At 70.1% G+C, this 25010-nt stretch carries 22 protein-coding genes and 1 pseudogene; 9 read left to right on the top strand and 14 right to left on the bottom strand.

What is annotated here, in order from left to right; all coding sequences use genetic code 11:
* Positions 1-10: 10 nt before the first annotated feature.
* Positions 11-934 carry an alpha/beta hydrolase gene (locus FM076_RS00505; RefSeq protein WP_173867981.1) on the top strand — a complete coding sequence of 308 codons (924 nt, stop codon included), beginning with the start codon at positions 11-13 and terminating at the stop codon, positions 932-934.
* 283 nt (positions 935-1217) lie between these two features.
* On the opposite strand, the gene FM076_RS00510 is transcribed toward FM076_RS00505, so the two are convergent.
* Positions 1218-1619: a DMT family transporter gene (locus FM076_RS00510; RefSeq protein ID WP_173867982.1), complete on the bottom strand. Its 402-nt coding sequence runs from the start codon at positions 1617-1619 to the stop codon at positions 1218-1220.
* A 48-nt stretch (positions 1620-1667) separates the two neighbouring features.
* Entirely contained in the window at positions 1668-1988 is a 321-nt protein-coding gene (locus FM076_RS00515; RefSeq protein WP_173867983.1) for a DMT family transporter, read from the bottom strand.
* Between the two features lie 354 nt (positions 1989-2342).
* Here FM076_RS00515 and FM076_RS00520 point away from each other — a divergent pair, with 354 nt between their 5' ends.
* Positions 2343-2792 (top strand): MarR family winged helix-turn-helix transcriptional regulator, encoded by a 450-nt coding sequence (locus tag FM076_RS00520; RefSeq protein ID WP_173867984.1) that lies wholly within the window; start codon positions 2343-2345, stop codon positions 2790-2792.
* 615 nt (positions 2793-3407) lie between these two features.
* Positions 3408-3767 (top strand): DoxX family protein, encoded by a 360-nt coding sequence (locus tag FM076_RS00525; RefSeq protein ID WP_173867985.1) that lies wholly within the window; start codon positions 3408-3410, stop codon positions 3765-3767.
* A 203-nt stretch (positions 3768-3970) separates the two neighbouring features.
* Here the strand turns inward: FM076_RS00525 and FM076_RS00530 are convergent, their stop codons facing one another.
* The 4 genes from FM076_RS00530 to FM076_RS00545 form a co-directional block, all read right to left on the bottom strand.
* A complete protein-coding gene (locus FM076_RS00530; RefSeq protein WP_173867986.1) occupies positions 3971-4774 on the bottom strand; it encodes a phosphatidate cytidylyltransferase in 804 nt (267 codons plus the stop codon).
* The gene (locus FM076_RS00535; RefSeq protein ID WP_173867987.1) at positions 4771-6534 is read right to left on the bottom strand and encodes a pyridoxal phosphate-dependent aminotransferase; all 1764 of its coding nucleotides are present in this window, start codon (positions 6532-6534) and stop codon (positions 4771-4773) included. The genes FM076_RS00530 and FM076_RS00535 overlap by 4 nt, the downstream gene beginning before the upstream one ends.
* Positions 6535-6889: 355 nt before the next feature.
* Positions 6890-7975 carry an FAD-dependent oxidoreductase gene (locus FM076_RS00540; RefSeq protein ID WP_173867988.1) on the bottom strand — a complete coding sequence of 362 codons (1086 nt, stop codon included), beginning with the start codon at positions 7973-7975 and terminating at the stop codon, positions 6890-6892.
* Positions 7976-8058: 83 nt separating this feature from the next.
* Positions 8059-8499: a MarR family winged helix-turn-helix transcriptional regulator gene (locus FM076_RS00545; protein ID WP_173867989.1), complete on the bottom strand. Its 441-nt coding sequence runs from the start codon at positions 8497-8499 to the stop codon at positions 8059-8061.
* Positions 8500-9466: 967 nt separating this feature from the next.
* Between FM076_RS00545 and FM076_RS33225 the strand changes: the two genes are divergently transcribed.
* On the top strand, positions 9467-10048 hold the full coding sequence (locus FM076_RS33225; protein WP_243274245.1) for a hypothetical protein: 582 nt from the start codon (positions 9467-9469) through the stop codon (positions 10046-10048).
* 310 nt (positions 10049-10358) lie between these two features.
* Here the strand turns inward: FM076_RS33225 and FM076_RS00560 are convergent, their stop codons facing one another.
* The 3 genes from FM076_RS00560 to FM076_RS00570 all read right to left on the bottom strand — a co-directional run bounded on the left by FM076_RS00560 (position 10359) and on the right by FM076_RS00570 (position 13833).
* Complete coding sequence (locus FM076_RS00560) at positions 10359-11456, bottom strand: serine hydrolase domain-containing protein (protein ID WP_173867991.1); 1098 nt, start codon at positions 11454-11456, stop codon at positions 10359-10361.
* 485 nt (positions 11457-11941) lie between these two features.
* Positions 11942-12625, bottom strand: a complete 684-nt coding sequence (locus FM076_RS00565; protein WP_173867992.1) for a response regulator — start codon at positions 12623-12625, stop codon at positions 11942-11944.
* A complete protein-coding gene (locus tag FM076_RS00570; protein ID WP_173867993.1) occupies positions 12604-13833 on the bottom strand; it encodes a sensor histidine kinase in 1230 nt (409 codons plus the stop codon). Before FM076_RS00570 ends, FM076_RS00565 begins: the two co-directional genes overlap by 22 nt.
* Before the next feature lie 143 nt (positions 13834-13976).
* On the opposite strand from FM076_RS00570, the gene FM076_RS00575 reads away from it, so the two are divergent.
* Positions 13977-15113 carry a glycosyltransferase 87 family protein gene (locus FM076_RS00575; RefSeq protein ID WP_173867994.1) on the top strand — a complete coding sequence of 379 codons (1137 nt, stop codon included), beginning with the start codon at positions 13977-13979 and terminating at the stop codon, positions 15111-15113.
* A gap of 255 nt (positions 15114-15368) precedes the next feature.
* Here FM076_RS00575 and FM076_RS00580 read toward each other — a convergent pair whose 3' ends face one another.
* From FM076_RS00580 to FM076_RS00590, 3 genes and pseudogenes are all read right to left on the bottom strand, one after another.
* The gene (locus tag FM076_RS00580) at positions 15369-16157 is read right to left on the bottom strand and encodes an MBL fold metallo-hydrolase (RefSeq protein ID WP_173867995.1); all 789 of its coding nucleotides are present in this window, start codon (positions 16155-16157) and stop codon (positions 15369-15371) included.
* Between the two features lie 287 nt (positions 16158-16444).
* Positions 16445-17002: pseudogene (locus FM076_RS00585) on the bottom strand (FAD-dependent oxidoreductase); the annotation flags it as partial.
* Between the two features lie 352 nt (positions 17003-17354).
* Positions 17355-18497: an MFS transporter gene (locus FM076_RS00590; protein WP_345944828.1), complete on the bottom strand. Its 1143-nt coding sequence runs from the start codon at positions 18495-18497 to the stop codon at positions 17355-17357.
* Between the two features lie 239 nt (positions 18498-18736).
* On the opposite strand from FM076_RS00590, the gene FM076_RS00595 reads away from it, so the two are divergent.
* Complete coding sequence (locus FM076_RS00595; RefSeq protein WP_173874418.1) at positions 18737-19348, top strand: TetR/AcrR family transcriptional regulator; 612 nt, start codon at positions 18737-18739, stop codon at positions 19346-19348.
* Between the two features lie 347 nt (positions 19349-19695).
* On the top strand, positions 19696-20190 hold the full coding sequence (locus tag FM076_RS00600; RefSeq protein WP_173867997.1) for a hypothetical protein: 495 nt from the start codon (positions 19696-19698) through the stop codon (positions 20188-20190).
* 322 nt (positions 20191-20512) lie between these two features.
* On the opposite strand, the gene FM076_RS00605 is transcribed toward FM076_RS00600, so the two are convergent.
* On the bottom strand, positions 20513-21685 hold the full coding sequence (locus tag FM076_RS00605) for an epoxide hydrolase family protein (protein WP_173867998.1): 1173 nt from the start codon (positions 21683-21685) through the stop codon (positions 20513-20515).
* 103 nt (positions 21686-21788) lie between these two features.
* Here FM076_RS00605 and FM076_RS00610 point away from each other — a divergent pair, with 103 nt between their 5' ends.
* Complete coding sequence (locus FM076_RS00610; protein WP_173867999.1) at positions 21789-22364, top strand: CGNR zinc finger domain-containing protein; 576 nt, start codon at positions 21789-21791, stop codon at positions 22362-22364.
* Between the two features lie 23 nt (positions 22365-22387).
* On the opposite strand, the gene FM076_RS00615 is transcribed toward FM076_RS00610, so the two are convergent.
* Positions 22388-23713 carry an MFS transporter gene (locus tag FM076_RS00615; protein WP_345944829.1) on the bottom strand — a complete coding sequence of 442 codons (1326 nt, stop codon included), beginning with the start codon at positions 23711-23713 and terminating at the stop codon, positions 22388-22390.
* Positions 23714-23831: 118 nt separating this feature from the next.
* Between FM076_RS00615 and FM076_RS00620 the strand changes: the two genes are divergently transcribed.
* Positions 23832-24761: a LysR family transcriptional regulator gene (locus FM076_RS00620; RefSeq protein ID WP_243274246.1), complete on the top strand. Its 930-nt coding sequence runs from the start codon at positions 23832-23834 to the stop codon at positions 24759-24761.
* Positions 24762-25010: the final 249 nt, after the last annotated feature.

Below are 25010 nucleotides of genomic sequence, written 5' to 3' on the forward strand. Positions count from 1 at the left end.
GAGCACACCCATGAGCAAGGAGCAGCGCGCCCGGATCGACGCGATGATGCGGCAGCCGCGGCCCGAGGGCCCCCGGTCGGTCGAGGAACTGCGCGCTGGTTTCGCAGCGCTGATGGCCCGGATGATCGTGCCCGACACTGTCCGCACCACACAGACGACGCTCGGCGACCGACCCGCCCTGCGTGTCGAGCCGGACAACGGACCCCGCGCCGGGACGATCCTGTACCTCCACGGCGGCAGCTTTGTGTTCGGCTCCCCCGAGACCACCCTGTCGCTGACCGGGCACCTCGTGGCCAAGACCGGCTTCAGGGCGTACTCGCTGGACTACCGGCTTGCCCCCGAGCACCCGTTCCCGGCCGCGATCGAAGACGCCCTGAGCGCCTACCGCGCCCTCCTCGAAAGAGGCATGGACCCCTCGTCCATCGTGTTCGCCGGCGACTCGGCCGGCGGCGGCCTCACTGTCACCACCTGCCTCGCCGCCCGCGACGCGGGCCTCCCGCTGCCCGCCGCCATCGTGGCGTTCTCCCCTGGCCTCGACGCCACCCGCACGGGAGAGAGCATGGACACCAAGGAAGGCATCGACCCGACCTTCACCCGTAAGGCCGTTGAACACACCGGGGCCATGTACCTCGCCGGAGCCGACCCCCGCCAGCCCCTGCTCAGCCCGGCCGTCCTCGCCGACCTGACCGGCTTTCCCCCCATGCTGATCCAGGTGGGCACGAACGAGATCCTGCTGGACGACTCCACGCGCCTCGCCGCACGTGCGAGGGCGGTCGGGGTGGACGTCATCCTGGACGTCACCGCCGACGTACCGCACGTTTTCCAGTCGTTCGCCGGCATTCTGGACGAGGCTGACGAGGCTCTGGACCGCGCAGCTCTCTTCCTCCGCCAGCGTGTGCGCGCCGAGTGCGAGGCACATACGTCAGCGAAGTAGGTCAACCTCGCCCCGTACCCGGACTGGGCCTTGCGGGCCCGACGACAGCGGGAGCACGGCACAGTCGAGTACGCCCAGCCGGGCACCGAGAGGGCATGTGCCCGCGGGGTTTCGCCTTCGGCCAAGTGCCTGTGGCTGATCGTGACGGTTGGTTCCGCCGTACGGCACCAGGTGTCGAGGCGGTCGCTCCGCAGGGAGGAGCCGGCCTCGTGAGGGGGCGGCTCCGGGCACCGGGGGTGCCCGCTCGTGCAAGGCGACTGCCCCCGGTGCAGTGGAGGCATGATCAGGCGCCGACGCCTTGGGCTGCCTTCGGGTGGTCGGCGGGCTGTTCGGTGCCGTCCGGCTTGTCGGCGAGCTTGAGCCAGACAACGCCGAGAATGATGACGCCGAGCCACACGGACTGGACGAGGGTGAGGCTCTCGTCGAAGAAGGCCGGGCCGAGCGCGGCGGCTCCGGCGGCGCCGATTCCGGCCCAGACGGCGTAGCCGATGCCGATATCGATGGTGCGCAGTGCGACGCTCAGCGCCCACAGCGTCAGCAGGAAGAAGACGACCGCGACCAGCGACCAGGTCAGTCGGGTGAAGCCGTGACTGCCGCCGACGGAGAGCGCGTAGCCGATCTCGAAGACGCCGGCAAGCAGGAGCATGAGCCAGGAGTTGGCGGCGGAGGCTGTGGTCGAGGACATGAGAGTAGGTGCCTTTCGTGAGATTCGGGTCCGACGGGCGGACGGCCGTCAGGCAGCGCCGCTGAGCTGGAGGCCGACGACCCCGGCGATGATGGCGACGATGCCCAGGGCCTTGCGCCAGCTGAGGCGCTGACCGAACAGCAGGGCGCCGAGGAGAGTGATGCCGATGCCGGAGACCGAGGTCCACAGGGCGTAGCCGACGCCGACATCGAAGGTCAGCAGGGCCAGACTGAGGAAATAGGTGCCGAGAGCACCACTGACCAGGGTGATGGCCGTCCACTTGCGGTTACGGAAGCCCTCGGCCTTGCCGGCCGCGATGGCGACGCCGATCTCGAAGACGACGGCGATGGCGAGGAAGAGCCACTGCATGAGGCGGGTCCTTTCGGTTCGGTGGTCGCACATTGTCGGCTGACCGGCGCAGAGGAGCGGCGGTGCAGCGCCTGTCCGGTGGGGACAGGGACCGGCGTCAGCAGCCGTATGCGGTGCGGGGTCGAGTCGGGTTTCCCGTGCGGCCTTGGTGCGCTCTGGCGAGCGCCGGCCGGTCACGGTCGGCCGCGGTACGTGGCGCGTCGGCACCGGAGGACACGGGAAACTCCCTAGTTGGTTGTACATGCAACTTCCGATCGCCCTGGTGCGCCCACAGACGCAATCAAGGGGGAACGCCGAGAAGCTTGCATGAGCATGTATCCTGATGTCAATCGCCATCCTGGAGAGGTCGCACCCATGGCAACGTCACACCTCGCGCCCCCGCACACGTCCGACCAGGCCGCGTGGAATCGTGTCCTCGCTCTGCACGCGCACGTGGAACGCGAACTGACGCTCGCACTGCACCACCGTCACGGCATCGGCCTGTCGGAATACCGCGCCTTGGAGCATCTCACCCAGTCCGACACGAACGAACTGCGCATGCAGGATCTCGCCGACCGGGTCGGCCTGGGGCAGTCCTCGGTGACGCGCCTGGTAGGGCGCCTCGAAAAAGCCGGCTTCGCCTACAAGGACCTGTGCCCGTCGGACAAGCGTGGCGTCTACGCGGTCATCACGGACGACGGCCGCCGACGCTACCAGGCCGCGCGCGCCACCTACTCCGAGGTCCTCTCGGCCGCACTCAACGCCTTCACCGCCGACCCCGAACTCGGACCCACCGTCCAGGCGCTGCGCGCCCCGCGGAGCTGAGCCCGCCCCGCCTCACCCCTGCCTCCACCCTGCCCGGAGCCCAGCCCCGGCGACCCCGCCGCCCCGCGCCCCGAACCCTTGGAACGGCCGGGTACTTTCTGCTTGCGCGGACAACCACCGGCGAGCTGGGGCACATCTCTCTTCAGGGTATTACATGCATGTGCAACCATGTTAACCCCTGGAAGAGGGTGGCGCCCAAGGTGAGGCATGCACGAAGCCTTCGAGGCCGCCGACCTTCGACCCTGAGCAGCACAATGGCCGAACACTGCTTCGCCCGGCTCAAATCGGCGGCACCATCGGCCAGCGCTTCGCTCCCGCGCACCCCGAGCGAGTGCGGCGGCGGGTGATCATCGACTCGGTCAGCTACGACTCGTGGCCCTCCTCGACCTGGCGAAAGACAGGCCCGCGCTTGTCGAGCAGCACCGTGCCCAAACGCGAGGACAGTCTCCACGCTGCAGCGATACCCGCGAGGTATCGACGCTGCGGGACCGGTCATGGACAGCGGCGGGGCCCCACGGTGCACTTGTGAGCATGACCGAGGGCCTTCTCCAAAGGCTTCTCCGGCAAGTGACACCATCAAGGGCCCCGCGGAACCGGTGCCCGGGAACGGGAACGATGAACACCATCTACTGGATCGTCGCGGGACTGCTCGCCCTCTTCTACTACTACGCGGGCACGTTGAAGGTGATCCGCGGCCGCGATCAACTCCGCCCGATGATGGCCTGGGTCGACCGCATACCCGTGCCTGCCCTGAGGGCGCTGGGGACGGTCGAAATACTCGGCGCCACCGGCCTGGTCCTGCCACCGCTGACCGGCATCGCGCCCTCGCTGGCGACAGCCGCCGCCATCGGCTTCGTCCTCCTCCAGACGGGGGCGATCGTCATGCATGTGACCGGCGAAGATCGCCGGATCGCACTCAACATCGCCCTCCTCTCCACCGCGGCCGTGACCATCTGGTTGGCCACCAACCTGTGATGCGGGGGCAACTGGCAATGACGGCGTCGAGAAAGCGGCCGACGCCGACCGACCGCAGCACGGGGCCTCTGAACCGGAGCTTGTGGCTCGTGGAGAGCGTCCGCCAGCCGGAGCGCGCCCTGCTGCGGCTGGCGGACACCGGGAGAGCGTCACGGAAGTCGAGCCGCATCCGCTTCCCTCCTACGAAGCCACCGCCCCGTGGCTCATGCCAGCACCAACAGCACGGCCAGAGCGACGAGGAGGGAGTCGATCCGGTCGAGGATGCCGCCCGAACCGGGCAGCCACCGGCCGGCGTCCTTGGCGCGGGCGCCCCGCTTGACCATCGACTCCAGGAGGTCCCCCAACGGGCCGCCGACCGCCACGGCCACCGCCGTCTGCCACGTCAGGGAGGACAGTACGGCCAGCGTGAGGAGACCGGCCGCGGCACCGGCCAGCGTGCCGCTCCACCGCTTGGCGGGCGACAGCGGGGAGAGCCGGGGGCCGCCGAGCCGGCGACCCGCCGCGTACGCGACGATGTCGGCGATCGACACGGCCACGAACAGCACGAGGCCGAGGACGCCGGACGATACGAGGCCCGCAAGGGCACCCAGCCACACGAGCCCCAGCAGGCCCGCCCCCAAGCGGCGGAGTCCATGTTCCGTGTCGCCCGAGAGCAAAGGGACCCCGGCGAGCGCGAGCGCCCCGGCCGCCGCCACCCGGAGCACCTCATCGGGGGCCAGCCAGGCGGTGAGGACGAGTCCGACGATCGCCGCGTCCAGCACCGCCCGGTCCACCGGGCCCAGTTGGAGCAGCCCACCGAACTCCGCCACCGCGACCACACCGACCACGGCCGCGAGCACCGCTATCCCCGGCGGACCGAACCAGAACGCGGCGGTCACCAGGGGCACCCCGAGCGCCCACACGCACCAGCGGACCATGAGTTCACGGCGCCGGGTCGCCACCACCGCGACGCCGCCGACCGCGAGTGCCCCACCGAGGTACGGCACGAGACCGGCGACTGTCGTCACCGGAAGGCCCGTCCCGACGCGCCCGGGACCACTGCGGCCGGCGTGCGCAGCGCATCCAGTGCGCTCCGGCACGCCGCCACGATCCGCGCGTTGTCCGCCGTGTCGCGGACGGCGATACGGACGGTCCGCCCCTCGTACGCCGGGGACATCGGCGACAGGTCGCGCAGGAACACGTCGTACCGCCGGCACTCGCGCACGAGCCGCGCCGCGCTCGGCCCGTCCGGCGGCAGGGTCACTGTGAGGAAGTTCGCCACCCCCTCGTCGACGGAGGAGAACCCGTCCAACTTCTCCAGTTCGTGCGCCAGTCCCCGGCGCAGCACCTGGGTGCGGGCCCAGCATTCCGCGTAGTACGCGGGGTCGCGCAGTGCCGTGACGGCAGCCAGCTGGGCCGGCAGGCTCACGGGCCACGGCGGCGTCCAGCGTCGCAGTTCCCCGGCCGTCTCCGGATCGGCCACCAGGTACGCGGCCCGCATGCCCGACAGCCCGTACATTTTCGAGAGAGAGGTGCAGACCGCGACCCGGGCGTCGGCCGAGGCGAGTTCGGCAAGCGAGTCAGCCGGATCGGCGTATCCCAGGTACGCCTCGTCGATCCACCACCGGGTCTGCGCGGGCGAGCCTTCGATCACCGCGCGCAGCGCGTCGGCCGGGGCATGCCGGCCGGTCGGGTTGTTCGGGTTGACCACCACCACGAGGTCGTACCGTCCGTCGCAGGTCGCGGCGGCGAGCCGGGCCGGATCGAGCAGCCAGCCGTCTTCCCGGCGCAGTTGGAGCCGGTCGACCCGGCAGCCGATCACCCGCTCGGTGACATGCGCGTACTCCCCGTAGCCCGGGTCGAGCAGGAGCACGCGGCTACCCGGCGTCAGCCACCGGCCGAAAGCGCGGAAGATCAGATCGGACGAACCCGCCCCGACGACCAGCGACTCCACCGGCAGCCCGCGGGCCCTGGCAATCTCCGCGACCAGTCCCTCCGCGCCAGTCGGGGGCGAGGTCCGGGCCGCCCACCCCGGATCCTCCGAGAGGACCGCGCGGACCCCTGGCGACGGCGGGAACCAGGCGTCCAGCACATCCGCCGCGACCACCTCGTGACGGCGGGACAGGGTCCGGAAGTCGGTGCCGATCGCCGAGAAGAAGGCCCCGCCGTGCTCACAGCCGTCCGCACGCGGCGCGAAGGGCACGTCGAGCCGCCATTCGAGGCCCGTCCGCAGCCGCTCCAGGATCCGGCCGTGGCGCTCCGCGACCGCCTTCGTCAGCTCGGCCACGGAACCGCTGAGAACCTCGAACGAGACCGCACCCGAGCGGACCGTGCGCCCCACAGGCCGCAGTCCGGCGGCGAGGTACATGTCGAGCAGCTCCGTGCGGCCCATCGCCACCACCCGGCGGCCACCCCGCGCCGCGGCCCAGCGCAGCGCCGCGTACATGAGGAGTGGCGCCGCCGCGGTGGACCGCCACTGCTCCTCGACGGTCAGGACGCGGATCTCGAACGGCGCCTCCTCGTCCAGGACCGGCAGCTCCTCGCGCGTCAGGTACTTGTCGAGGGAGTAGCGGCCGACCCACGGCGGGGTGAGGCTGACGAAACCGATCCGCGTATCGCCGCGCGCGGCCACGAGGTAGACGTTCTCGCCGTCGAGTCCGTCACTCAGCCTGCCCGACGGATCCACCGGATGCTGGCCGAGCTCCTCCGCGTAGACGCGGTGGCGCAGTTCGTGGATCCAGTCGTGATCCTGAGGCGTGGCAGCGCGCAGCTGCAGGGCGTGGTCCATGCGTATGTTCCCCTGAGACGGTCCGGCTTTCGCGGCCCAGCATGGACGAATCCGGCAGACGGCACCTGAGTACGCGTACTCAGCCAGATGGAGAACCACCGGCGCCGGCCGCGCATCGGCACAGGCGCCGCCGAGGCGCTGAGATGCATCGCACCCGGCGCACCCGTGCAGACAGCGGATTTCGGGCGCGGGGGTGCAGGATGCAGGGGTGTTTTGTCCCTGTGCCCAGGGCGCCGGCTTCGGGCCGGCGGACAACAGAGGGCGGGGCTACCGTCGACGGCCCGTCGGTGTTCGCTGTCCAGGCCGCCCATGACCGAGGACGGCCGGAGGCCCCATACTCATCTCGTTGCTGTGGTCAGCCCGGCTCGAAGCCGGGGTAGAAGGCCGCGGCCGCGGTGGCGGTGTCGAGGTTGCGCGGGAAGAGCGCGGCTTCGTAGGCGCGGATGGCGGCGTCGATGTCCTCGGGGTGTTCGGCGATGGCGTTGCCGAGTTGGCCGGCGTCGAAGAGGGCCCAGTTCGCTCCTTCGCCGTCCGGCGGTGCCAGGTGGGCGGCGTCCCCGATGAGCGTGACACCGGGTACATGCTCCCAGCGGTGTCCGATGGGCAGCCCGTACAAGGGGCGGAAAATGGGCGGGATGTCGGTGTCCGCGACCAGCGCGACGAGTTCCGGCGCCCACCCCTCGAACATCGCCGCGATCGTGCGGGCGGCCGCAGGGCCGTCGTTGAAGTCGATGCCGTCGAACCAGTCGAGCGGCTGGTCGAACATGGCGTAAGAGTGCAGGGTGTCCGCGCGCTCGCGCTGCACGCCGAGGCCGATGCCGGTGGTTTCGTCGAAGGCGGTCATCGACCCGCCACCGACCAGCGCCAGGGTGGCAGGGTGCCGGGTGTTGCTCTCGTACAGGTACGTCTCGACCATCGAGCGTCCGGCGTAGCTGGGCGTGGCATCAGAGAGCAGCGGCCGGACCTTCGACCAGGCGCCGTCGGCACCGATGAGGACGTCGGTGACGATTGTGGATCCGTTGGCGAAGGTCACTTCGTGACGACCGTCGTCGAGGGTCCGGACCTTCTGAGTCTTGTGGCCCCAGACGACGCTGCCGGCGGGGAGGGAGTCCAGCAGCAACTGTCGGAGCTCGCCACGCTGCACCTCCGGACGGCCTCCGGCGGGATCGTCCGGCTGGTCCGCCAGGATGGTGCCGTCGGGTGCCACGTCGCGGGACGCCTGGCGGCCCTCGAGGATGAGGGACCGGAAGTCGTCCATCAGGCCGGCGGCACGGATCCCGTGCTGCCCGTTGTAGTCGTGGATATCGAGCATGCCGCCTTGGCCTCGGGCCTGCGCGGATGCTTCCGCTTCGTACACCGTGGACGGGATTCCGTGAACCGCCAGGGTTCGCGCCAGTGTCAGCCCCGCAAGGCCGGCACCGATAATGGTGATCTGAGTCATGTATATGTTCCTTACTGCTGGTGGATGTTGGTGCCGCCCTGCCCCCGGAGGGCCAGGCCAGCACGCTGAGCGGCAGGGCCGGGTCAGGCGGAACCGGGTGGCTCGATCCGGGATGCGATCTGCTCCAGGAGGTCACGCAGCCGCGCCTGCCCCGCGGCGCCCAGCGGCGCGAGGATCGACTCCTCGACACGATCCATGGCCTCTTCGAAGCCCTGGATCAGCTCGGAGCCCGCTGGGGTGACGCGCACCCGGCGGCTGCGCGTGTCGCCCTCCTGCGTCTCGCGTTCCACGAGTCCACGCCGTTCGAGCCCGGCCAGGAGCCGCGAGACGCTCGGCGCACTGGTGCGGGTGGCCCGCGCGACGTCACGCTGGATGGCATCCGGGTTCTTCGACAGGTACGCCAGTACGGCGCTCTGCTCGTGGGTGAGGCCGCGTTCCCGGATCCAGTCATCGGCGGTGCGTCGCTGCGCCCACACGACCCACCGCATCAACTCCAACGTGCTCTCCCGCTTCCGCTCCTTCATGGTTAACAGGCTAACTGTTGCAGCGCTAACTATCAAGCCTGCCGGACTCGGCCCCCCATTCGGACAGACACGCTGCTCACGCCGAACCTCCGCATGCAGAAGAAACCGTTCGTGGTGGCTCCCCGCGATCAAGCGGACGCACCGGGTCGTGGTGCCGGCCGGGGAAAACCGGCTCAGAGTGACCGATGTCCGCGACCTGGGGTTGCCGCGTGGCCGCCCAAGAATGTCGCCACCGTTCTCGGACCCGGCCCCCGCAGCGGTGCTGGGCGTGACGGTGGGGTCGAGGCGGGTGGCGTGCCGGAGGAGGGCTTCGCGGATGTCGTCGCAGCCCCCTGGTGGGTCCGCAGTCGGCGGCAGCCGTACAGCCAGGTGATCGTGCGCTCGACCTGCCGCGGGAGATCCCGGAGCGCTGCTGTGCACCTGGCCTCGTTCGGCGGTGACCGTGGGATCCCGCGCTCCTGCACCGGGCGGTGGTGCGGGCCGAGGTCGTAGCCGCGGACAACGGGGAGTGTGTCTGGCCCGCGTCTGGAGCAGCCGGTGCCACCGGCCACGGCCGGGACCTTGTCCAGCGGCGACAGAAACTGTGTGACATAGCCGTGATTTCCGCCGGTGAGCGACACCGCCGAGCGGGATGCTCTGCGCGTCGGCGATGGCGTGGTCTCGCCGCGCCCTCCGTGGACGGTCACCCGGCCGGGGCCGCTTGGCGCGGTGCCGAGCTGCCCGCACGCGGGAGCGGTCGATCACCGCCCGTGACCGGTCCGGCTTCCCGGCCGACCGTGGCGCACTCACCGACCGCGACTTCTTCGCCAGCGGCAGGCGTCGTTCGTCCCGCATACCGGTCTCGTTCCATGCGGCCAGGCCCCGCCGTCAGATCATGCCCGAGGCGAAAGCCACATGATCAACGACTGCTGTCAGGAGCCTGAGCCGGGAGGGAGAAGCCCTCGGGCGGCGCGGCATCGCCCGCGAGATGGGGATGACAGCTCGCGCCATCTACAGCTACTTCCCCACCAGGGATGCCCTGATCACCGCGCTGATCAGCGGAATCGCCACTTCGCTCGCGGAGGCGGTGGAGGCTGCCGGCGACGCGGTGCCCGACACCGACCCGGGCGGCAGGCTGATGGCCTGGGGCAAGGCCCTGCGCGAATGGGCGCTGGCCCACCCGGAGAGGCTTCCGGCTCTTCAGCAGAAGGGTTACCGGTACGAGCGTGACAAGTTCCGAGCCGCGGAGCTGTCCGAGACGGCCTCGGAGAAGGTGAGCCCGCCAAGGGTGGCGCAGTGCCCCGTCCAGCTGGAGGCCGTCGTCGAGCGCGTCCATCCCTTCGGGGAGGAGGGCTCCGGCGTGGTGGCTGTCGAGACGCGCGTGATCCGGGTGCACGTCGAGGAGGCCCTGTTGGTGCCGGACAACCACCGCCACATCGACGCCGACCGGTGGGACCCCCTGATCATGAAGTTCTGTGAGCTCTACGGCAACGGCCAGAACCTGCACCCCTCGGAACTGGCAACCGCCTGGGGGATCGTCGGCCCCACCGGTGCGGTCGCCGGCGGCTGACAGCTCCGTCCCGCCGACGAAGTGCCCGGCCGTGCGCGGCGTTTGGTGTCCAAAGGACCCTGTTCAAGACCGCGGCCGCACTGCGCCTCGTGGAGCGCCGCGGCGAGCAGCGCCCCCCACCTCGACGACCACCGCGTCCGCCTCCCGGAAAAACCTCCCGAAACGGTGGCAGCCCTTCGAGCAGCCCGTCAGATGTGCGCGGACCAACGCAAGGGTGCGCGCCTGGCCCTCAAACAGCTCTCCAGATGTGAGTCCGGAGCCGGCCGGCCGGCTCCGCGGGCTCTCCGGGTCCGGTGCCGGGCACCGGAGGTCACTCGCACAGTGCGTCGTCCAGCACGTCGTCGATGGGCTCGCCGATGCGTTCGTCAGCGGGCCAGTCGGCCAGGTTGGCGGAGAGCACCACGCTTCGCCCGCCCTCCCGGGTGGTGAAGGCGAGCGTCGCGTAACCGGGGATGCCGCCGGTGTGCCCGATCGCCGTACGGCCGCAGCTGAGCTTCTGCACCTTGAGCCCGAGTCCGTAGCGTGCGCCCGGGGCACCGGTGGTTATGGTGCGGTTCATCTGGCGCCACTCGGCGGGGCGCAGGAGCTTTCCACGCGTCAGCGCCTTGAGAAGTCGGTCCAGATCTCCGGGCGTGGAGACGATCTCGCCTGCCGGGCCGGCGAAGGACGGGTTCAGCGTGCTGATGTCCGTCCGTGCCATGTAGCCGTGTGCGTGCGGACCTCTGATACGCGCCCTGTCACCGGGGACGAAGGTGTGCCGCATGCCCAGCGGGCGGATGATCCGGTCCCGTACCTCGTCGGCGTACGGCCGCCCCGTCACGTGGGCGATGATCAGCCCGGCGACGAGGTAGTTGGTGTTCGAGTAGCGGTAGCCGGTGCCGGGCGGGAAGTCGACAGGTTTCGCGGCGGCCTTCCTCACCTGCTCCTCGGTGTCGTGGTGACGGAAGCGCCTGCGGACGAACTCCTTGCCCTGAGGCAGGTCCCGGGCGATGTCGTGCAGCCCGGCGGTGTGCTGGAGCACCATCCGAACGGTGATCCGGTCGCCCTGCGGCAGGAGACCCGGCGGCAGATAGCGGGCTACGGGCGCGTCCAGTGCTACCCGGCCCTCGCCGACGAGCTGGAGCAGCGTCACCGCGGTGAACATCTTGGTGGCGCTGCCGATCCGGAACCGCCCGCCGAGCGGTACCGGTGCCTCTCCCCCGGCTGTTGCCTTGCCTGCTCTGCCCAGCCAGGTGCCGTCTTTCCCGGTCACCCTCACCTGCGCACCGACGGCGCCGCTGCGGACCAGGCGGTCCAGGTCCCGCTGGACGCCGGTCGGGGAGTCGTCGGCCGCGGCTGCGGGCACAGCCGGGGCACCTGCTGCCGCTGCGGCGAGCAGACAGGCGGACAAGGAACGAACGAAGCGCATGATGCTCCTTCGGTGGTGAAGGTGACGGATGATTTCCGCGCGCTCCATTCCACGACACGCCTGCCCGCGGGTCACTGAGGTCAGCCCCCGCTCGGGGGTTCGGAATAACCGAACCAGGCGCGGCCGGAGACGCGCAGCGCCGCAGTGCACGTGACCGGCGATCACCGCCATGTCGTCCCGGTCATACACGGGGTCGGAGGTCTTTGGGGTGCAACCGGTGACCGGCAAACGTCGTGGTGCCGTAGTCGCGGCCTCGGCCGTTGGCCGGGACGTGCTTGTTCGGGAAGTACGTGAGAGGTTTCACCTTGGTCATCTCGGTGGCATCCCGCCGCACGTCGCGGCTGCTCTCCAGGGCGCCGCAGCACGCCGGTCCGTATCGCGTGCCGGGGCGGCCACGGTGACTCCGGTTCTCACACACACGCTGACCGTGCTTGGAGTGCCGACCGAAGTGCCGATGGTTCGCCGGCCCTCCCCCGGCAACTCTCTCAGCCGGCTCCGCGTCCCGCCCGCACCAGGCCCAACTCATAGGCAGCGATCACGGCCTGTGCCCGGTCCCGCAGCTCCAGCTTCGCGAACAGCCGGTTGATATGCGTCTTCACGGTGTGGTCCGTGATCGTGAGCCGGCCCGCGATCTCCGCGTTGGACAGCCCCCGAGCGATCAGGGTGAGCACCTCGGCCTCACGTGCCGTGAGTTCCCCCGCGGAGTGCACCGGCAGCCGTGACGCCCGTGCGTGCACGAACTCGCCGATCACCCGCTTGGTGATCTCGGGCGACAGCAGCGCGTTCCCGGCCGCCACCACCCGCACCGCGTGCAGCAGTTCGGGAAAGGTGGCGTCCTTGAGCAGAAAGCCGCCCGCGCCGGCCGCGAGCGCGTCATACACGTACTCGTCGAGCCCGAAGGTCGTCAGCATGAGGACTTTTGTCGCGCCGTCCGAGGCGGCCAGAATCTCGCGGGCTGCCTCGATACCGTTCTTGTGCGGCATCCGGATGTCGAGGAGTGCGAGATCGGGCCGGGCCTCGGCGGCGACGCGCACGGCCTGTGCACCGTCCTCGGCCTCGCCTACGACCTCGATGTCCTCCTGCGTGTTGAGGAGGTTGACAAAGCCGGTGCGCACGACCGCCTGGTCGTCGGCGACCAATGCCCTGATCACACTCGTTCCCTTCTCCATGCCGATCCCCCGGATCCCCAGGGAAGCCGCGCCTCCACCAGGAAGCCTCCGCCCGGGCCCGCGCCCACGCTGAGCCGGCCACCGACCAGGGCCGCCCGCTCACGCATCCCGGTCAGACCGTGGCCCGCACCGGACGCGGGACGGGGTCCCGGACCGGGGCCGTCGTCGTGGACGCGCAGCGTGAGCATCTGGTCGGCACCGTAGTCGATCTCCACCACCGTACGTGCGCCAGGCGCGTGCTTGCGCGCATTGGTCAGTGCCTCCTGGGCGATGCGGTAGGCGGACAGCTCCCATGTGGCGGGCAGCGACACCCGTTCCCCGGTGACTTTCAACTCGGCCTCGCCGCCCACCGCCCGGTGCTGCTCGACGAGTTCGGAGAGATGGTCGAGGGTCGGCTGAGGGGCGTTGAGTGCCGTCTCCCTCTGGGCCTGCGGGGTGCGCAAGACACCGAGGAGACGACGCAGTTCGGCCATCGAGGAGCGGGCGGTGCCGGCGATCTGCTGGAAACCGTCGCGGGCCTCGGGCGTGAGTCCGGGAGTGGCGTACGTGGCGCTTTCGGCCTGGACGGCGATCATCGACACCGCGTGGGAAACGATGTCGTGCAGTTCTCGGGCGATGGCGGCCCGCTCGGCCTCTGCGGCCTGCTGCCGTTCCAACGCGATCAACTGAGCCTGGGCCTGGTCGCGCTCACGACGGCTCTGGTCGCGGGAGCGTACCGCGTCCCCCATCATCACGGCTCCGAAGATGACCACGGTCAGCAGGAAGGACTCGGCGAAGAGACTGAGGGAACCCTTCTGCCACAGTGGCGGCACCGGCAGGTTCATCCGTGACCAGGTACGGATGTGCACCAGGTTCACGCAGACGGCCCCCAGCGCCCCGCCCACGACGATCACGGCGGGATGGCGCACCCGGTAGCGGCCCAGGATGTAGAAGCCGACCGGCCCGCTCACCATGATCGAGATGTACAGGCTGACGTCCCCGGCGAACCCCAGCAGTCCGGCCGCGACCGTCACCACGGCTACGGGCGGGAAGGACCGCCGCCACATCAGCGAGGCGGAGGAGACGAGAACCCCGAGGGTGGTGGTCAGGGACCCGGGATAGGCGATCAGCTCGGCCACGGCGCCGACGGTCAGGGCACCGCCGGTGACCCAGGGGTAGGCGGGTGAGGCGATCCAGGCACGGAACCGCTGCTGAAGGGGCGTACGCATAGCATCCATGGTCCGTGACGAGACGGGTGTGCGCGTCGCCGCACGGGTTGAGCCTGGGGCCAGATGTCATGCCACGGGTTGACTCCCCAGTGCGGAGTCTCGATTGACGCCTGCTGACCTGCGGTTTCCTACCGTCGTTTGACATGAGGGAGCGTTTCGAACGGTACGTGCGGCACATCCGGCGCCCAGGTGAGGAGCGGTATGCGTGGGCCGGGTGCGCGGTCGTCGCGCTGGGACTCGCCCTGGTCTCGGACCTGGGGCCGCACCGCGTGTGGGGGGCGGTGGCGGCGACGGGTTACGCCGCCGCGGCGGTCCTGGCATGCGGCGCACGCTCACGCCCCGTCGCGCGGCTGGTGTCGGTGGCGGGTGCTGTCGTGGTGCCGCTCGTCTCGCTGGTGGCGGCCGGGCTCGGGCAACTGGAGCTCACGGTCGTCGAGCGGTCGGGGCAGTCGCTGCTCACGACCGGCAGCCCGTACGCCACCGACCCCGCAGCCGTCGCGGACTTCAACCCTTACCTGCCGGGGATGGCGCTCTTCGGTGTGCTGCCCGGGGATGCGCGCTGGTGGATGGGCGGCGTCTTCGTGGCGGCCCTCGCTGCGGCCGGTCTGGGCCGTGCCCGGCTGTTCGCCTGCCCCCTGGTCGCGCTGCCTCTCGCGGTGGGCGGGATCGACCTCCCGCTGGTCGGTCTGATGTGCCTGGGGATCGTGCTCGCCGGGCGGGGACGGTCTGGCCGGGCGGGGCTGGTGCTCGGCGCCGCGGCCGCGCTCAAGTGGACGGCGTGGCCCGCGCTGCCCGTGGCCCTGGCACTGATCGCCGTCCGCCGGGGCGGTCGGCCCGCGCTGCGGTACGCGGCCGTGGCCCTGTCCACCGCGACGGCGGCGGTGTTGCCCTTCGCCCTCGCTGATCCCGTCGGCTTCTACCGCAATGTCATCGCCTTCCCGCTGGGTCTCACCGACATCACCTCACCGGCGGCCAGCCCGCTGCCCGGCCATCTGCTCGCGGCGTATGTGCCCGGCGGCAGGGTCATCGCGCTCGCACTCCTCGCGGTGAGCGCCCTGCTGATCGCGGTGTCGCTGGTAGTGCGGCCACCGGGGAGGACACGGACAGCTGCCGCCCGGCTCGCGCTCGGTCTGGGCCTGGCCACGGCCCTGATGCCCGCGACCCGTTTCGGCTATCTGATCTATCCGCTGGTACTCGGGGCGCTGGCATTCCGCGGACCGCAGCACGGACGCACTCCTGTCACCCCCGTCGCACCCTTCGCGGAGAAGACCCTCGCATGACGAACACCTCCCGCCCGCGCTCACTGATCGTCACCAGCGGCTTCCCGCCCCTGCAGGGCGGCCTCGACACGTCCGTCCGAGAACTCGGCCTGATGGCGGGCCGCCTGCGCGGACGACTGACATCGCCGATCACACCGTCCAGTGCGGTGGCGACCAGAACCGTGGGCGGGGCAAGCCCGAGGCCCGGATCGGGCGGTCACGGGTGCGGCGGCCCTGCGGAGGCATCGGTCGCTGCCGTGTGTGCCGACCGAGCGGTCAGCCCTGGTCGCAGAAGTCCAGGCGGTCGAGCAGTCCGGCGTCGGTGAACGCGGCGACCAGTTCGGGACGGCCCTCGGTGAAGTGCGCCCAGCTGTCGTAGTGGACGGGAACCACCCGGCGGGCGCCGAGGATGCGGGCGGCTTCCGCGGCCTGCGCGCTGTCGAGGACGATCAGCGCGCCGTCGAAGAGAACAGAGAAGCGGGGAGCCCCGGCGAAAAGGATGGCGGTGTCCACCGGACCGAACCGTTCGGCTGTCTCCCCGACCAGGTCGAGCGAGGCGTTGTCGCCGCTGACGTAGACCGTGGGCAGGCCCTCACCGGTGAGGACGAATCCGACGACCTCTCCGGTGATCGGTTCCACGTCCTCGCGGGTGCCCGGTCCGTGAACGGCGGGCGCGGCGGTGACCGTAATGGTGCCGCTGCCGGGGCGGTCCAGTTCGACCGACTCCCAGTCGGCCAGCCCCCTGGCCCCAGCACCCAGGCGCTGCCCTCCCCCTGGTGTGGTCAGAGTCAGCGGAACGTCGGCCAGCAGGGCCCTGCCGGAGTCGTCGAGGTTGTCGGGATGCTCGTCATGGGAGAGCAGGACCACGTCGATCCGGCCCAGCTCGGCCGGCGCGGCGGCGGGAGGCGCCGTCTTGGTCAACTGCCCGCCCGGCACGTGGTATTCGCGGGGCGCGTCGAACGTCGGGTCGGTCAGAAAGCGCAGGCCACCGTACTCGAACAGGGCGGTCGGGCCGCCGAAGACGCGGATGGGGATCTGCGGGGTGGTCGTGCTGGTGCCAGCCATGGAAGACCTCACGGAAAGAGAGTGGGTTATCCGTGAACATAGAAGGTGTCACGGATAACCGCAAGTCTCACCATGAGAAGTATGTGCGAGACCTCGACCCGCCGAGCCCGCGCCACCGCCCGCATCAGGGGCGGAGGAGTACCCCGCCCTCGACGTCGCCAACAGCGCCGTCTCCCCGCCAGGAGGACACTTCGTCGACCTCCTGGCACACGGCTCCACCCCTTGCAAGCGCTACCTGCTGCGACACGGGGGGGGCTGACCACTTCGACCGACACCGGGGGAAGTGGTCAGTGGCTGTCGGCGGAGGCGAAGTCGGGCAGCTCGGTGGACAGCAGGCCGTCGACGGCGCCGTCGAGGAGCTGGGCCATCTCCGTGGAGCGGGGAAGCATGATCTCCTCGTAGGCGTGGATGGCTTGGCCGGTGGTGTTGTGGTGCGCTATGGCGAGGGCGAGTTCGCAGACGTCCGGCATGGCGACGTTGACGCCGACGCCGAGCGGGGGCATGAGATGGGCGGCGTCGCCGAGCAGGGTCACCGTCGGGTTGTGCTCCCAGATGTGCGGGACGGGCAGGGCGAAGATCGGGCGGTCGACATAGGGGCCGTCGTTGTCGTCGATCAGCCGGCGCAGGCGGGGTGACCAGTCGCGGTAGCACTCCAGGAGGTGGGCGCGGATACCGCTGGTGTCCTGGAGGGTGAGGCCGCCGGCGGTGATCCAACCGGCCGGGACGCGCTGGATGATGGAGGCGCGGATGTGGCCGCCGCTGTCGCGTTGGGCGAACAGGCCGCGGTCGCCGTCGGCCGCGGCGGCGCCGCCCTGGCCGACGAGCTCGGTGACATCGGGATGCTGGGCGGTGCCTCACGGCCACCACCCCAGAAGAGCACACCGGTCCAATAGTGCAACCGCTCTGCTTTCGAACCCGCTCAACCAAGAGGTAGGGCTACGGCATGCCCAGCACCACGACCCACCCACCACGCCGGTCAAGCGCTTCGGCCAAAGAAGCCGCCGTCCTCGACGAGCGCACTCGGCCAAACGGCAGCGTGAGCACGCGTATCGCTCCCGAAGTCCTGGGCCGGCGCGAGGATCAGGAGACGCCGGCCGCTCCACGTCTGGGGCCAACCGGCCAGCGGTACGGGTGGAGGCCCTTCGCCGCCGGTCACGGTGGGCAGGCGCAGGTCGCCGGTGCCGAGGTGGCGGCCACTCAAGTGAGGGCACGGGTGGGACGCATCAGTGCGCAGGCGAGAGTTGCCGCCACGACGGCGACGGCGAGGATCAGCGTCGCGACATCCTGGTTGATGGCCTGGTCGAGGAGTCCGAGCGCCAGCGTGGGCACGACGGTGCCGGTGTAGACGGACAGGAAGTACGTGGAGAGCAGGTCCGCTCTGCGTCGCGGGTCGGCGAGCCGCTGAGTGATCCCGATGCCGCGGCGGAAAGCCAGGCCGATACCGGCGCCCGCCAGCAGGGTTCCGGCGGCGAACGTGGGCAGTGACCGTATCAACAGGCCGGTCTCGAAGACCACGACGCCCGCTATGAGGAACGCCGGTGCCGGCCAGCGCCCGGAGGTCCACCGTTGCGGAGCGGCCACTTGGGCGGTCAGGGCGACCAGGAACAGCAGTCCGACCTGTGCGCCGACAGCCGCGACGTTGTGGACGTGCAGCTGTTCACGAAGAAAGGAAGGAACCAAGGACGAGAACAGACCGCTGACGGCGAAGGCGGCGAGGACGGCCGTGGCGGCCCGCAGGAACTCGGCCCGAGCCGACCGCTGGTCGGGGATGGCCGGGCGGCGCACCGACAGCACAGGGCGCTGCCGGGACGAGACGGTCTCCGGGGTGACAAGGACGGCCAGGAGCGACGGGGCCAGACCGGCGAGATAGACCCAGAACACCAGATGCGTGGGATCCGCCCCGTACTGTGCGAAGAGTCCGGCCAGAACGGTGCCCAGCCCCAGTCCGCCCATGTTCGCCACCGCGGCGACGGTTGACGCTCGCCGGGTGTGCTCGGCTCCGGCGAGCTCGCCCAGAGCAGCGGTCGCGGTGGCGGTGAAGACACCTGTGCTGAGGCCGCACAGGAACCGTGCCACCAGCAGGGTCCCGACGTCGTGAGCGACGAGGAACAGCACTGTGCTCGCGGCCGCGGCCAGGACAGCGGCAGCCAGCAGAGGGCGGCGGCCCACCTGGTCGGAGAGTGACGCGAAGACCATCAGTGCGAACACGGTCCCCAAGGCGTAGACGCCGAAGACCAGTGTCGTGGTGAAGGGCCCGAAGCCCATTTGCGGCGCCCAGAACACATACAGCGGAATCGGCAGCGTCCCACCCAGCATGACCAGGGCGTACACCGCTGCCACGAGCCAGAATCCCGCGCGCGCCCGGCGCCCGGCTACGGGCGGAACGAGTTCTGTGCGGCCGTCTGGGGCGATGTCGTGGGTCATCGTGCGGCCTTTCGCGTAGGGTGCCGGCCCCTCAACCCGGGGGCCGGCACCCATGACGCTATCCATCTTGGACTGATCAGTCAAAGATGAGGTGACCGACCGGTCCAAGATGTGGATAGGCTCACACCGGAGCCGTGAAACAGGAGGTGCACGCCATGCCCGGCCGGAAGCAGTTCGATGTGGGTGGAGCCCTGGACCAGGCCATGCGAGTGTTCTGGCAGCGCGGATACGGGGACACCTCACTCGATGCCCTCGGCTCCGCCACCGGTCTCGGCCGCGGTTCCCTCTACGGCACCTTCGGCACCAAGGACGCCCTGTTCCGCCAGTGCCTTGCCCGCTACGTGTCCGTCTACGGAGTGCAGTACGAGCAGGCTCTGACCGCGCACCCCGGTGATCCGGTACGTGCGGTCGAGGCGTTCTTCGATGTCATCCTGAAACGCATCGCCGACCCGTCGGTCCCCGTGGGATGCCTCATCGCACAGTCCGCCGCGCAGTCACCGACTCTGAGGGAGGAAAGCAGCACTGTGGTGCGTGGCCTGCTCGATGTGCAGCGTCAAAGGGTACGCACGGCGCTGGCGGACTCCCCGGCCGACGCCCAGACGCTCGACGAACTCGCGACATTCGTCGTCGCCGTCAACCAGTCGCTGGCCGTACTGAGCCGGGCCGGCACTTCGGATGCCGAGCTGCGCTCGGTGGCCCGGATCGCGTGCACGACGGTGGCGGACACACTCGCCCGGGCAGCGTCGAAGCACGCCGCCCAGGACTGACGACCAGTCGCCGGGTGTCCTGCCGGGGGTGTCCCGCGCGCCCTCCTCCAGCAGCTCCGCGAGCTTGCGCAGCCGCAGTCAGCACTGTGGCAGATCGATCGACACCGGAGCATCCGGCCAAGAGGTGCACACCTTCATCAACGACCCCTTCCGCCCCCATCGGCACGTACCTCTGCGGCCGCCGGATGTACGAAACGATGGTCTTCTGGAAGATCGGTGTCCCCCATCACTCGTTGGGGTGGTATACGGCCCGAGCGGCCGCGTCTTGCAGCACAGTCATGAAGCAGAGGCGAGCGCACCGGTGAGCGCCCATCACTCCGCGCCCAATATTCCGTGAGGGGAACGTCATGCCGCTCCTGGCCGATGGCACCTACCGCATCCACGTGGGCAACCGATACCTCAGCGCGACGGCGAGGGAAGTCACCCTGTTGCCGGTGGGGCTCGGCCAGGAGGACAGGCACCAGTGGGAGTTGCGGTATGTGGGTGAGGGCTTCTACCTGGTGCGCTCCGTGGCGCAGGAGAGCTATCTGCACCATTCCGAGGTGCCTGAGGCCGGGGAACGGGTGGGCCTCGGTGAGCAGAGCAGGTGGAAGATCGTCAAAGGGCCGGAGAAGAGCACCTTCGTCCTCGGGGCTGTACAGGGCTTCTCACCCGCTCCCAGTCTCTGCCTGGCCTTCCGGTGGCCCGCGGCTGAAGCCGTCCTCGAGTGGACGGATCTCAACGAGCAAGGGATGTCCTTCACCCAGGACTCCCACGTCACCGTCCGCAGAGCGCCGCTCGCAGCCGCGACGATGCTCCTCCCCCTGCGCCGAAGCCGGCCCCGTCAGCGCCCGAGCCGGTGAAGGGAAACACGTCCGCGGACGTGTGCAGCGGGATGCGGCCGGTGAGCTTGGACTTGGACAGGATCGGGAACCGCCGCGTGCACGCCGGCGCCCCGGTAGGGTTTTTCCCTCCTGGGCGGTGCCGTTGGCCCTCTTCCCATCCGGTTCGTTCTGCTTTCCTTCGTAACTGGTCCTCGACCATGTCATTCAGTGACATCGCCGCGTCTGAAGGGGGCGCCGAGGCCTTCCGGGACTGGAAGGTCCCGCACTGTCGTCCGAAAGATCTCGACACCCCCATGTGAGCCGGATCACACGGTGACCGAGTACCGGTACTCAGCCGCGTTCACCGATGGGCGGCCAGCACTGCCGCGAGGCCCTCTTGGAGGTCTTTGACGAAATACTCGGGAACCTCCAGCGACGGGAAGTGTCCTCCGGCTTCGGGCGACCTCCACCGGACGATCTGCCGGTACCGCTCCTGTGCCCAAGGGCGCGGGTATTTCTCGATGTTGCGGGGGTACATGGTGATCGCTGACGGGACGTCGACGCGGAGCTCGGGGTCCAGCGAGTTGTGGCTTTCGTAGTAGATGCGGGCCGCCGATGCGCCGGTCCGCGTCAGCCAGTACAGGGTGACGTCGTCAAGAACGCGGTCTCGGGAGATCGTCTCGAACGGACTGTCTTCGGTGTCCGACCACTCGGCGAACTTGTCGAGGATCCAGGCGAGAAGCCCGACCGGTGAGTCGACGAGCGCGTAGCCGATGGTCTGCGGCCGGGTCGCCTGCTGCTTTGCGTAGGCCGCGCGGTGGCGCCAGAAGTCGCGGGTTTCCTCGGTCCACCTGCGCTCGGCCGCCGTCAGCCCGTCCGTGGTCAACCCGGGCGGCGCCTCCGCGAACGTTGTGTGGATGCCGAGGACATGCGCCGGGAACCTGCCGCCGAGAACCGTGGTGACGGTACCTCCCCAGTCGCCGCCGTGGGCCAGGAACTGGCTGTAGCCCAGCCTCCCCATCAGTTCCACCCATGCGGCCGCGATCTTCTCGGTTCCCCAACCGGTGGTGGCCGGCTTGTCGCTGTAACCAAAGCCTGGCAACGACGGGACCACGACGTGGAACGCCGGCGCGTCCGCCTCTTTGGGATCGGCCAGCTCGTCCACCACATCGATGAACTCGGCAATGCTGCCCGGCCAGCCGTGCGACAACAGCAGAGGCGTGGCATCCGTGCGCGCGGACCGGCGATGCAGGAAATGGATCCCCAGGTCAGCAATGGTCGTGCGGAACTGGCCTATCCGGTTGAGGCGCTCCTCGAACGGCCGCCAGTCGTACTCAGTGCGCCAGTAGCGCACAACATCGACGAGGTCCGCGAGAGGAACGCCCTGGGCCCAGCGGCCGGGGCCGGGCGGGGCGCGATGGACCGTCTCGGCCTCCGGCAGCCGCGCGGCGGCCAGTCGCGCTCGCAGGTCGTCGAGTTCGGCGTCGGTCGCGTGGACTTCAAAGGCTTGCACGTCGCTGGTGGGGCGGGGCATGAGACCTCCTGGCCGTCGTGGAACCGGCTACGATCTATCGTGAACCGGCTATGACGGTTCTAGCAGTTCCCCGAGTCGCACTGCAACCAGCTATGGTGGTTCCATGTGTGCTCGGTTCCCTGACTTCCGCCTCGGCAACGTGCTGGCGACCAGCTTCACGGGGACTCTCTCGGAGCGTCATGGGAACCGTGTGGAGCGCATCCCCACGCCGCACCGGCTCATCGACTGGCTGGCAGTGAACGGCCTCGCCGTCGACTCCTGCACCACCGCCCAGCTCGACCACGCGCGGGAACTGAGGGAGTCGATCCACGCCGCCGCGACAGCGGCCGCGCTCCAGGAGGGCCTCCCGCCCTCCGCTGTCCACGTCATCAATGCCTGCAGCACTCAGGGCCGGGCCGCGGCGTTCCTGACACCCGAGGGCAAGCGGCGATGGCGGCTCGGCTCGGCTTCGTGCGTCGAAGACGCCCTCAGCGTGATCGCCGCCGACGCGATCAGCATCATCGCAGGCGAGCGGGACGGAAAGCTGGCCTTGTGCGCATCACCGACCTGCCGAGCCGCCTTCTTCGACACCAGCCGAAGCCGCACCCGCAAGTGGTGTGACATGAACACATGCGGGAATCGCCAGAAGAAGGCGCGCTTCAATGCCAACCAGCGCACTGCCCCCGGATCAGCGGACTGAGTCCCGTACAGTCCTCTCTTCCGTCAGGCCAGGCGGACCAGCGAGGCGCCGGCCACCAGCACGCTTCCGCCCATCAGTGTGGCGCTGAGGACCGCTGCCGCGTCGGACTGCCGCCGCCACCGCTCCCGCATCCAGCGGGTCGATGCCGCCCACAGCACGCACAGCAGCATGGCGAGCGCGGCGCCGAGTGTGCACACCCCGTCCCACCCGGCGCGGGAGTACACCACCCCGGCCAGGGCGGAGCCGAGCGCCCCTCCGGTGAAGTAGCACGTCATGTACGCGGAGGTGAGGCGTCCGCGCACCTCGGGCCGCAGGGCGTAGATCAGCGACTGATTGCTGATGTGCACTCCTTGGTGCGCCAAGTCGAGGAGCACGATCCCGGTGATCAGTGCGGACAGGTGGTGGGCCCCCAGCAGCAGGAGGCCCCATGAGCCCAGCAGCAGGAACGCGCAGGCGCCCGTGGTCAGGGTCGTCCGGCCCCGGTCCGCCAGCCGCCCGGCGAGCTGGGCGGCGACCGCACCCGCCGCGCCGGCCAGGCCGAGCAGTCCGATGTCGCTGTCCGACCAGCCGTAACCGGGCCCGGCCAGCAGGAAGGCGAGCGAGGCCCACAGCACACCGAAGCAGGAGAAGGCCAGCAGACCGATCGCGGCCCGGGTCCGCAGCACCGGTTCCATCCTCAGCAACCGGGCCGTGGAGCACAGCAGTTGCGCATAGCGCAGCCCGGCCGTTCCCTGGTGGCGCGGAAGCCTGCGGTCAAGTGCCGCCGTGAGGGCCAGCATCACCAGCGCCGCGGCCCAGTAGACCGTGCGCCATCCGGCGATCTCGGCCAGGGCTCCGGAGACGGTACGGGCCAGCAGCATGCCGAGTACCAGCCCGCTCATCACCGTGCCCACGATCCGGCCGCGCTGCTCGGGGGGTGCCAGGTCGGCGGCGAAGGGCACGAGGACCTGCGCCGTCACCGACAGCAGCCCGGTCAGTGCGGTACCGGCCAGCAGCAGGCCGGTGTTCGGGGCGGCGGCGGTCAACGCCAGGGAGGCGGCGGTGGCCAGGGTCAGTACGCACACCAGACGGCGCCTCTCCAGCAGGTCGCCGAGCGGCAGCACGAACACCAGCCCCAGTGCGTAGCCGACCTGGGCGACCGTCACCACGAGTGCGGCGGCGGAGGAGGAGAGCCGCAGCTCCTGGGCGATGGTGTCCAGCAGGGGCTGTGCGTAGTAGTTGGCGGCCACGCACAGTCCGACGGCCACGGACATGAGCAGGACCGTGCCGCGCCCCGGGTACCGGATGGCGTCGCGTGCGTTCCCCGGGCCGGGACGGGCGGGCGGCTGATGGACCGAGGAGGAAGCCACGTGGTGTTTCCTTCCAGGAGGGCGGGCGGGAGGTGGAGCAGGGTGCGCGGCGCCGGTCGAGCCGATCGGTCACGGCTCGCGTCGATGCTCTCCCACGCACTGTGGATCGGTCCAACAGATGGTTGCCATCACAGCGATCGGCTACAACGATGCATGGATGGAACTCCGCCAACTCGCTTATGCCGTCGCGGTCGCCGAGACCGGAAGCTTCACCCGCGCCGCGCACCGCTGCTTCGTCGTACAGTCCTCGCTCAGCGACCAGATCGCCCGGCTCGAAAAGGAACTGGGGGTGCGGCTCTTCGAACGCACCAGCCGGCGGGTGCGGGTCACCCCCGCCGGTGAGGGTTTTCTCGGACCGGCCAGGGAAGCTCTGGCCGCCGCCGAGCGGGCCCGCGGTGAGGCGGTCGCGAGCGGAAGTGAGATACGAGGCCGGCTGGTCGTCGGCACCCTCAGCCCTCTCCTCGCTGTGGACCTTCCCGGTCTGCTCGCCACCTACCGGGAACGCCACCCCCAGGTGCGCGTCACGCTCCACGCCAGGCTGGTGCGCGACCTGCTGCAACAGGTGCACGACCACACCTGCGACATCGCCTTCGTCGACACGGGCCCGGGCGGACTTCCCCGCGGACTGTCGGGACGGGTCCTCGCGCACGACGATCTCGTCGCCATCGTTCCGCACGGACATCCCCTGGCCGGAGCGGCACACGTGACGCTGTCCCGGCTCGCGGAGGAGGAGATGGTCGACATGCCGCTCGGCTCCGGCATCCGACGGCACACCGACGCGGCCTTCGCCGCGGCACGCGTCACCCGGACCGTCTCCTTCGAAGCCGACTCCATGCCGCTGCTGGAACAGCTCGTCGCCCGCCGCCTCGGTATCGGACTCGTCCCGGCCGCCACCGCCGCCCGCATGACCGGAGTCACCGCCGTGGCGGCCACCGGGGTGCCGCCTCGCACGGTGCGGGCAGTGTGGCTCACCGCCACGACCTCACCGGCCGCCCGTGCGTTCCTGAGGCTGCTGGCCGAACAGGTTCCTGAGGCTCCGGCGGACTGAACCCGCACCACAGGGTTCCGGACACTCCCGCGAATCGAACCCACACCGCTTCGGCGTCTTGGTGACACACTCTTCGCCCGAGTCTGTTCCCGGCGGCCGTGGGAAAGCAGTCGGAGAGCCGCCCCTGGGCCGGACCGGTGCAGCACGCGGGGTGCTTCCCCGCGCCGGCTGTCCGCCTACGCGCTGGTCGTCCGGAATCGCGCTCAGTACACCGCCGGAGGTGCCCCGAGCAGGCGCCGTTCACCGTCG

It is taken from the genome of Streptomyces albus subsp. chlorinus (assembly GCF_013302895.1).
GTDB classification, from domain to species: domain Bacteria; phylum Actinomycetota; class Actinomycetes; order Streptomycetales; family Streptomycetaceae; genus Streptomyces; species Streptomyces chlorinus.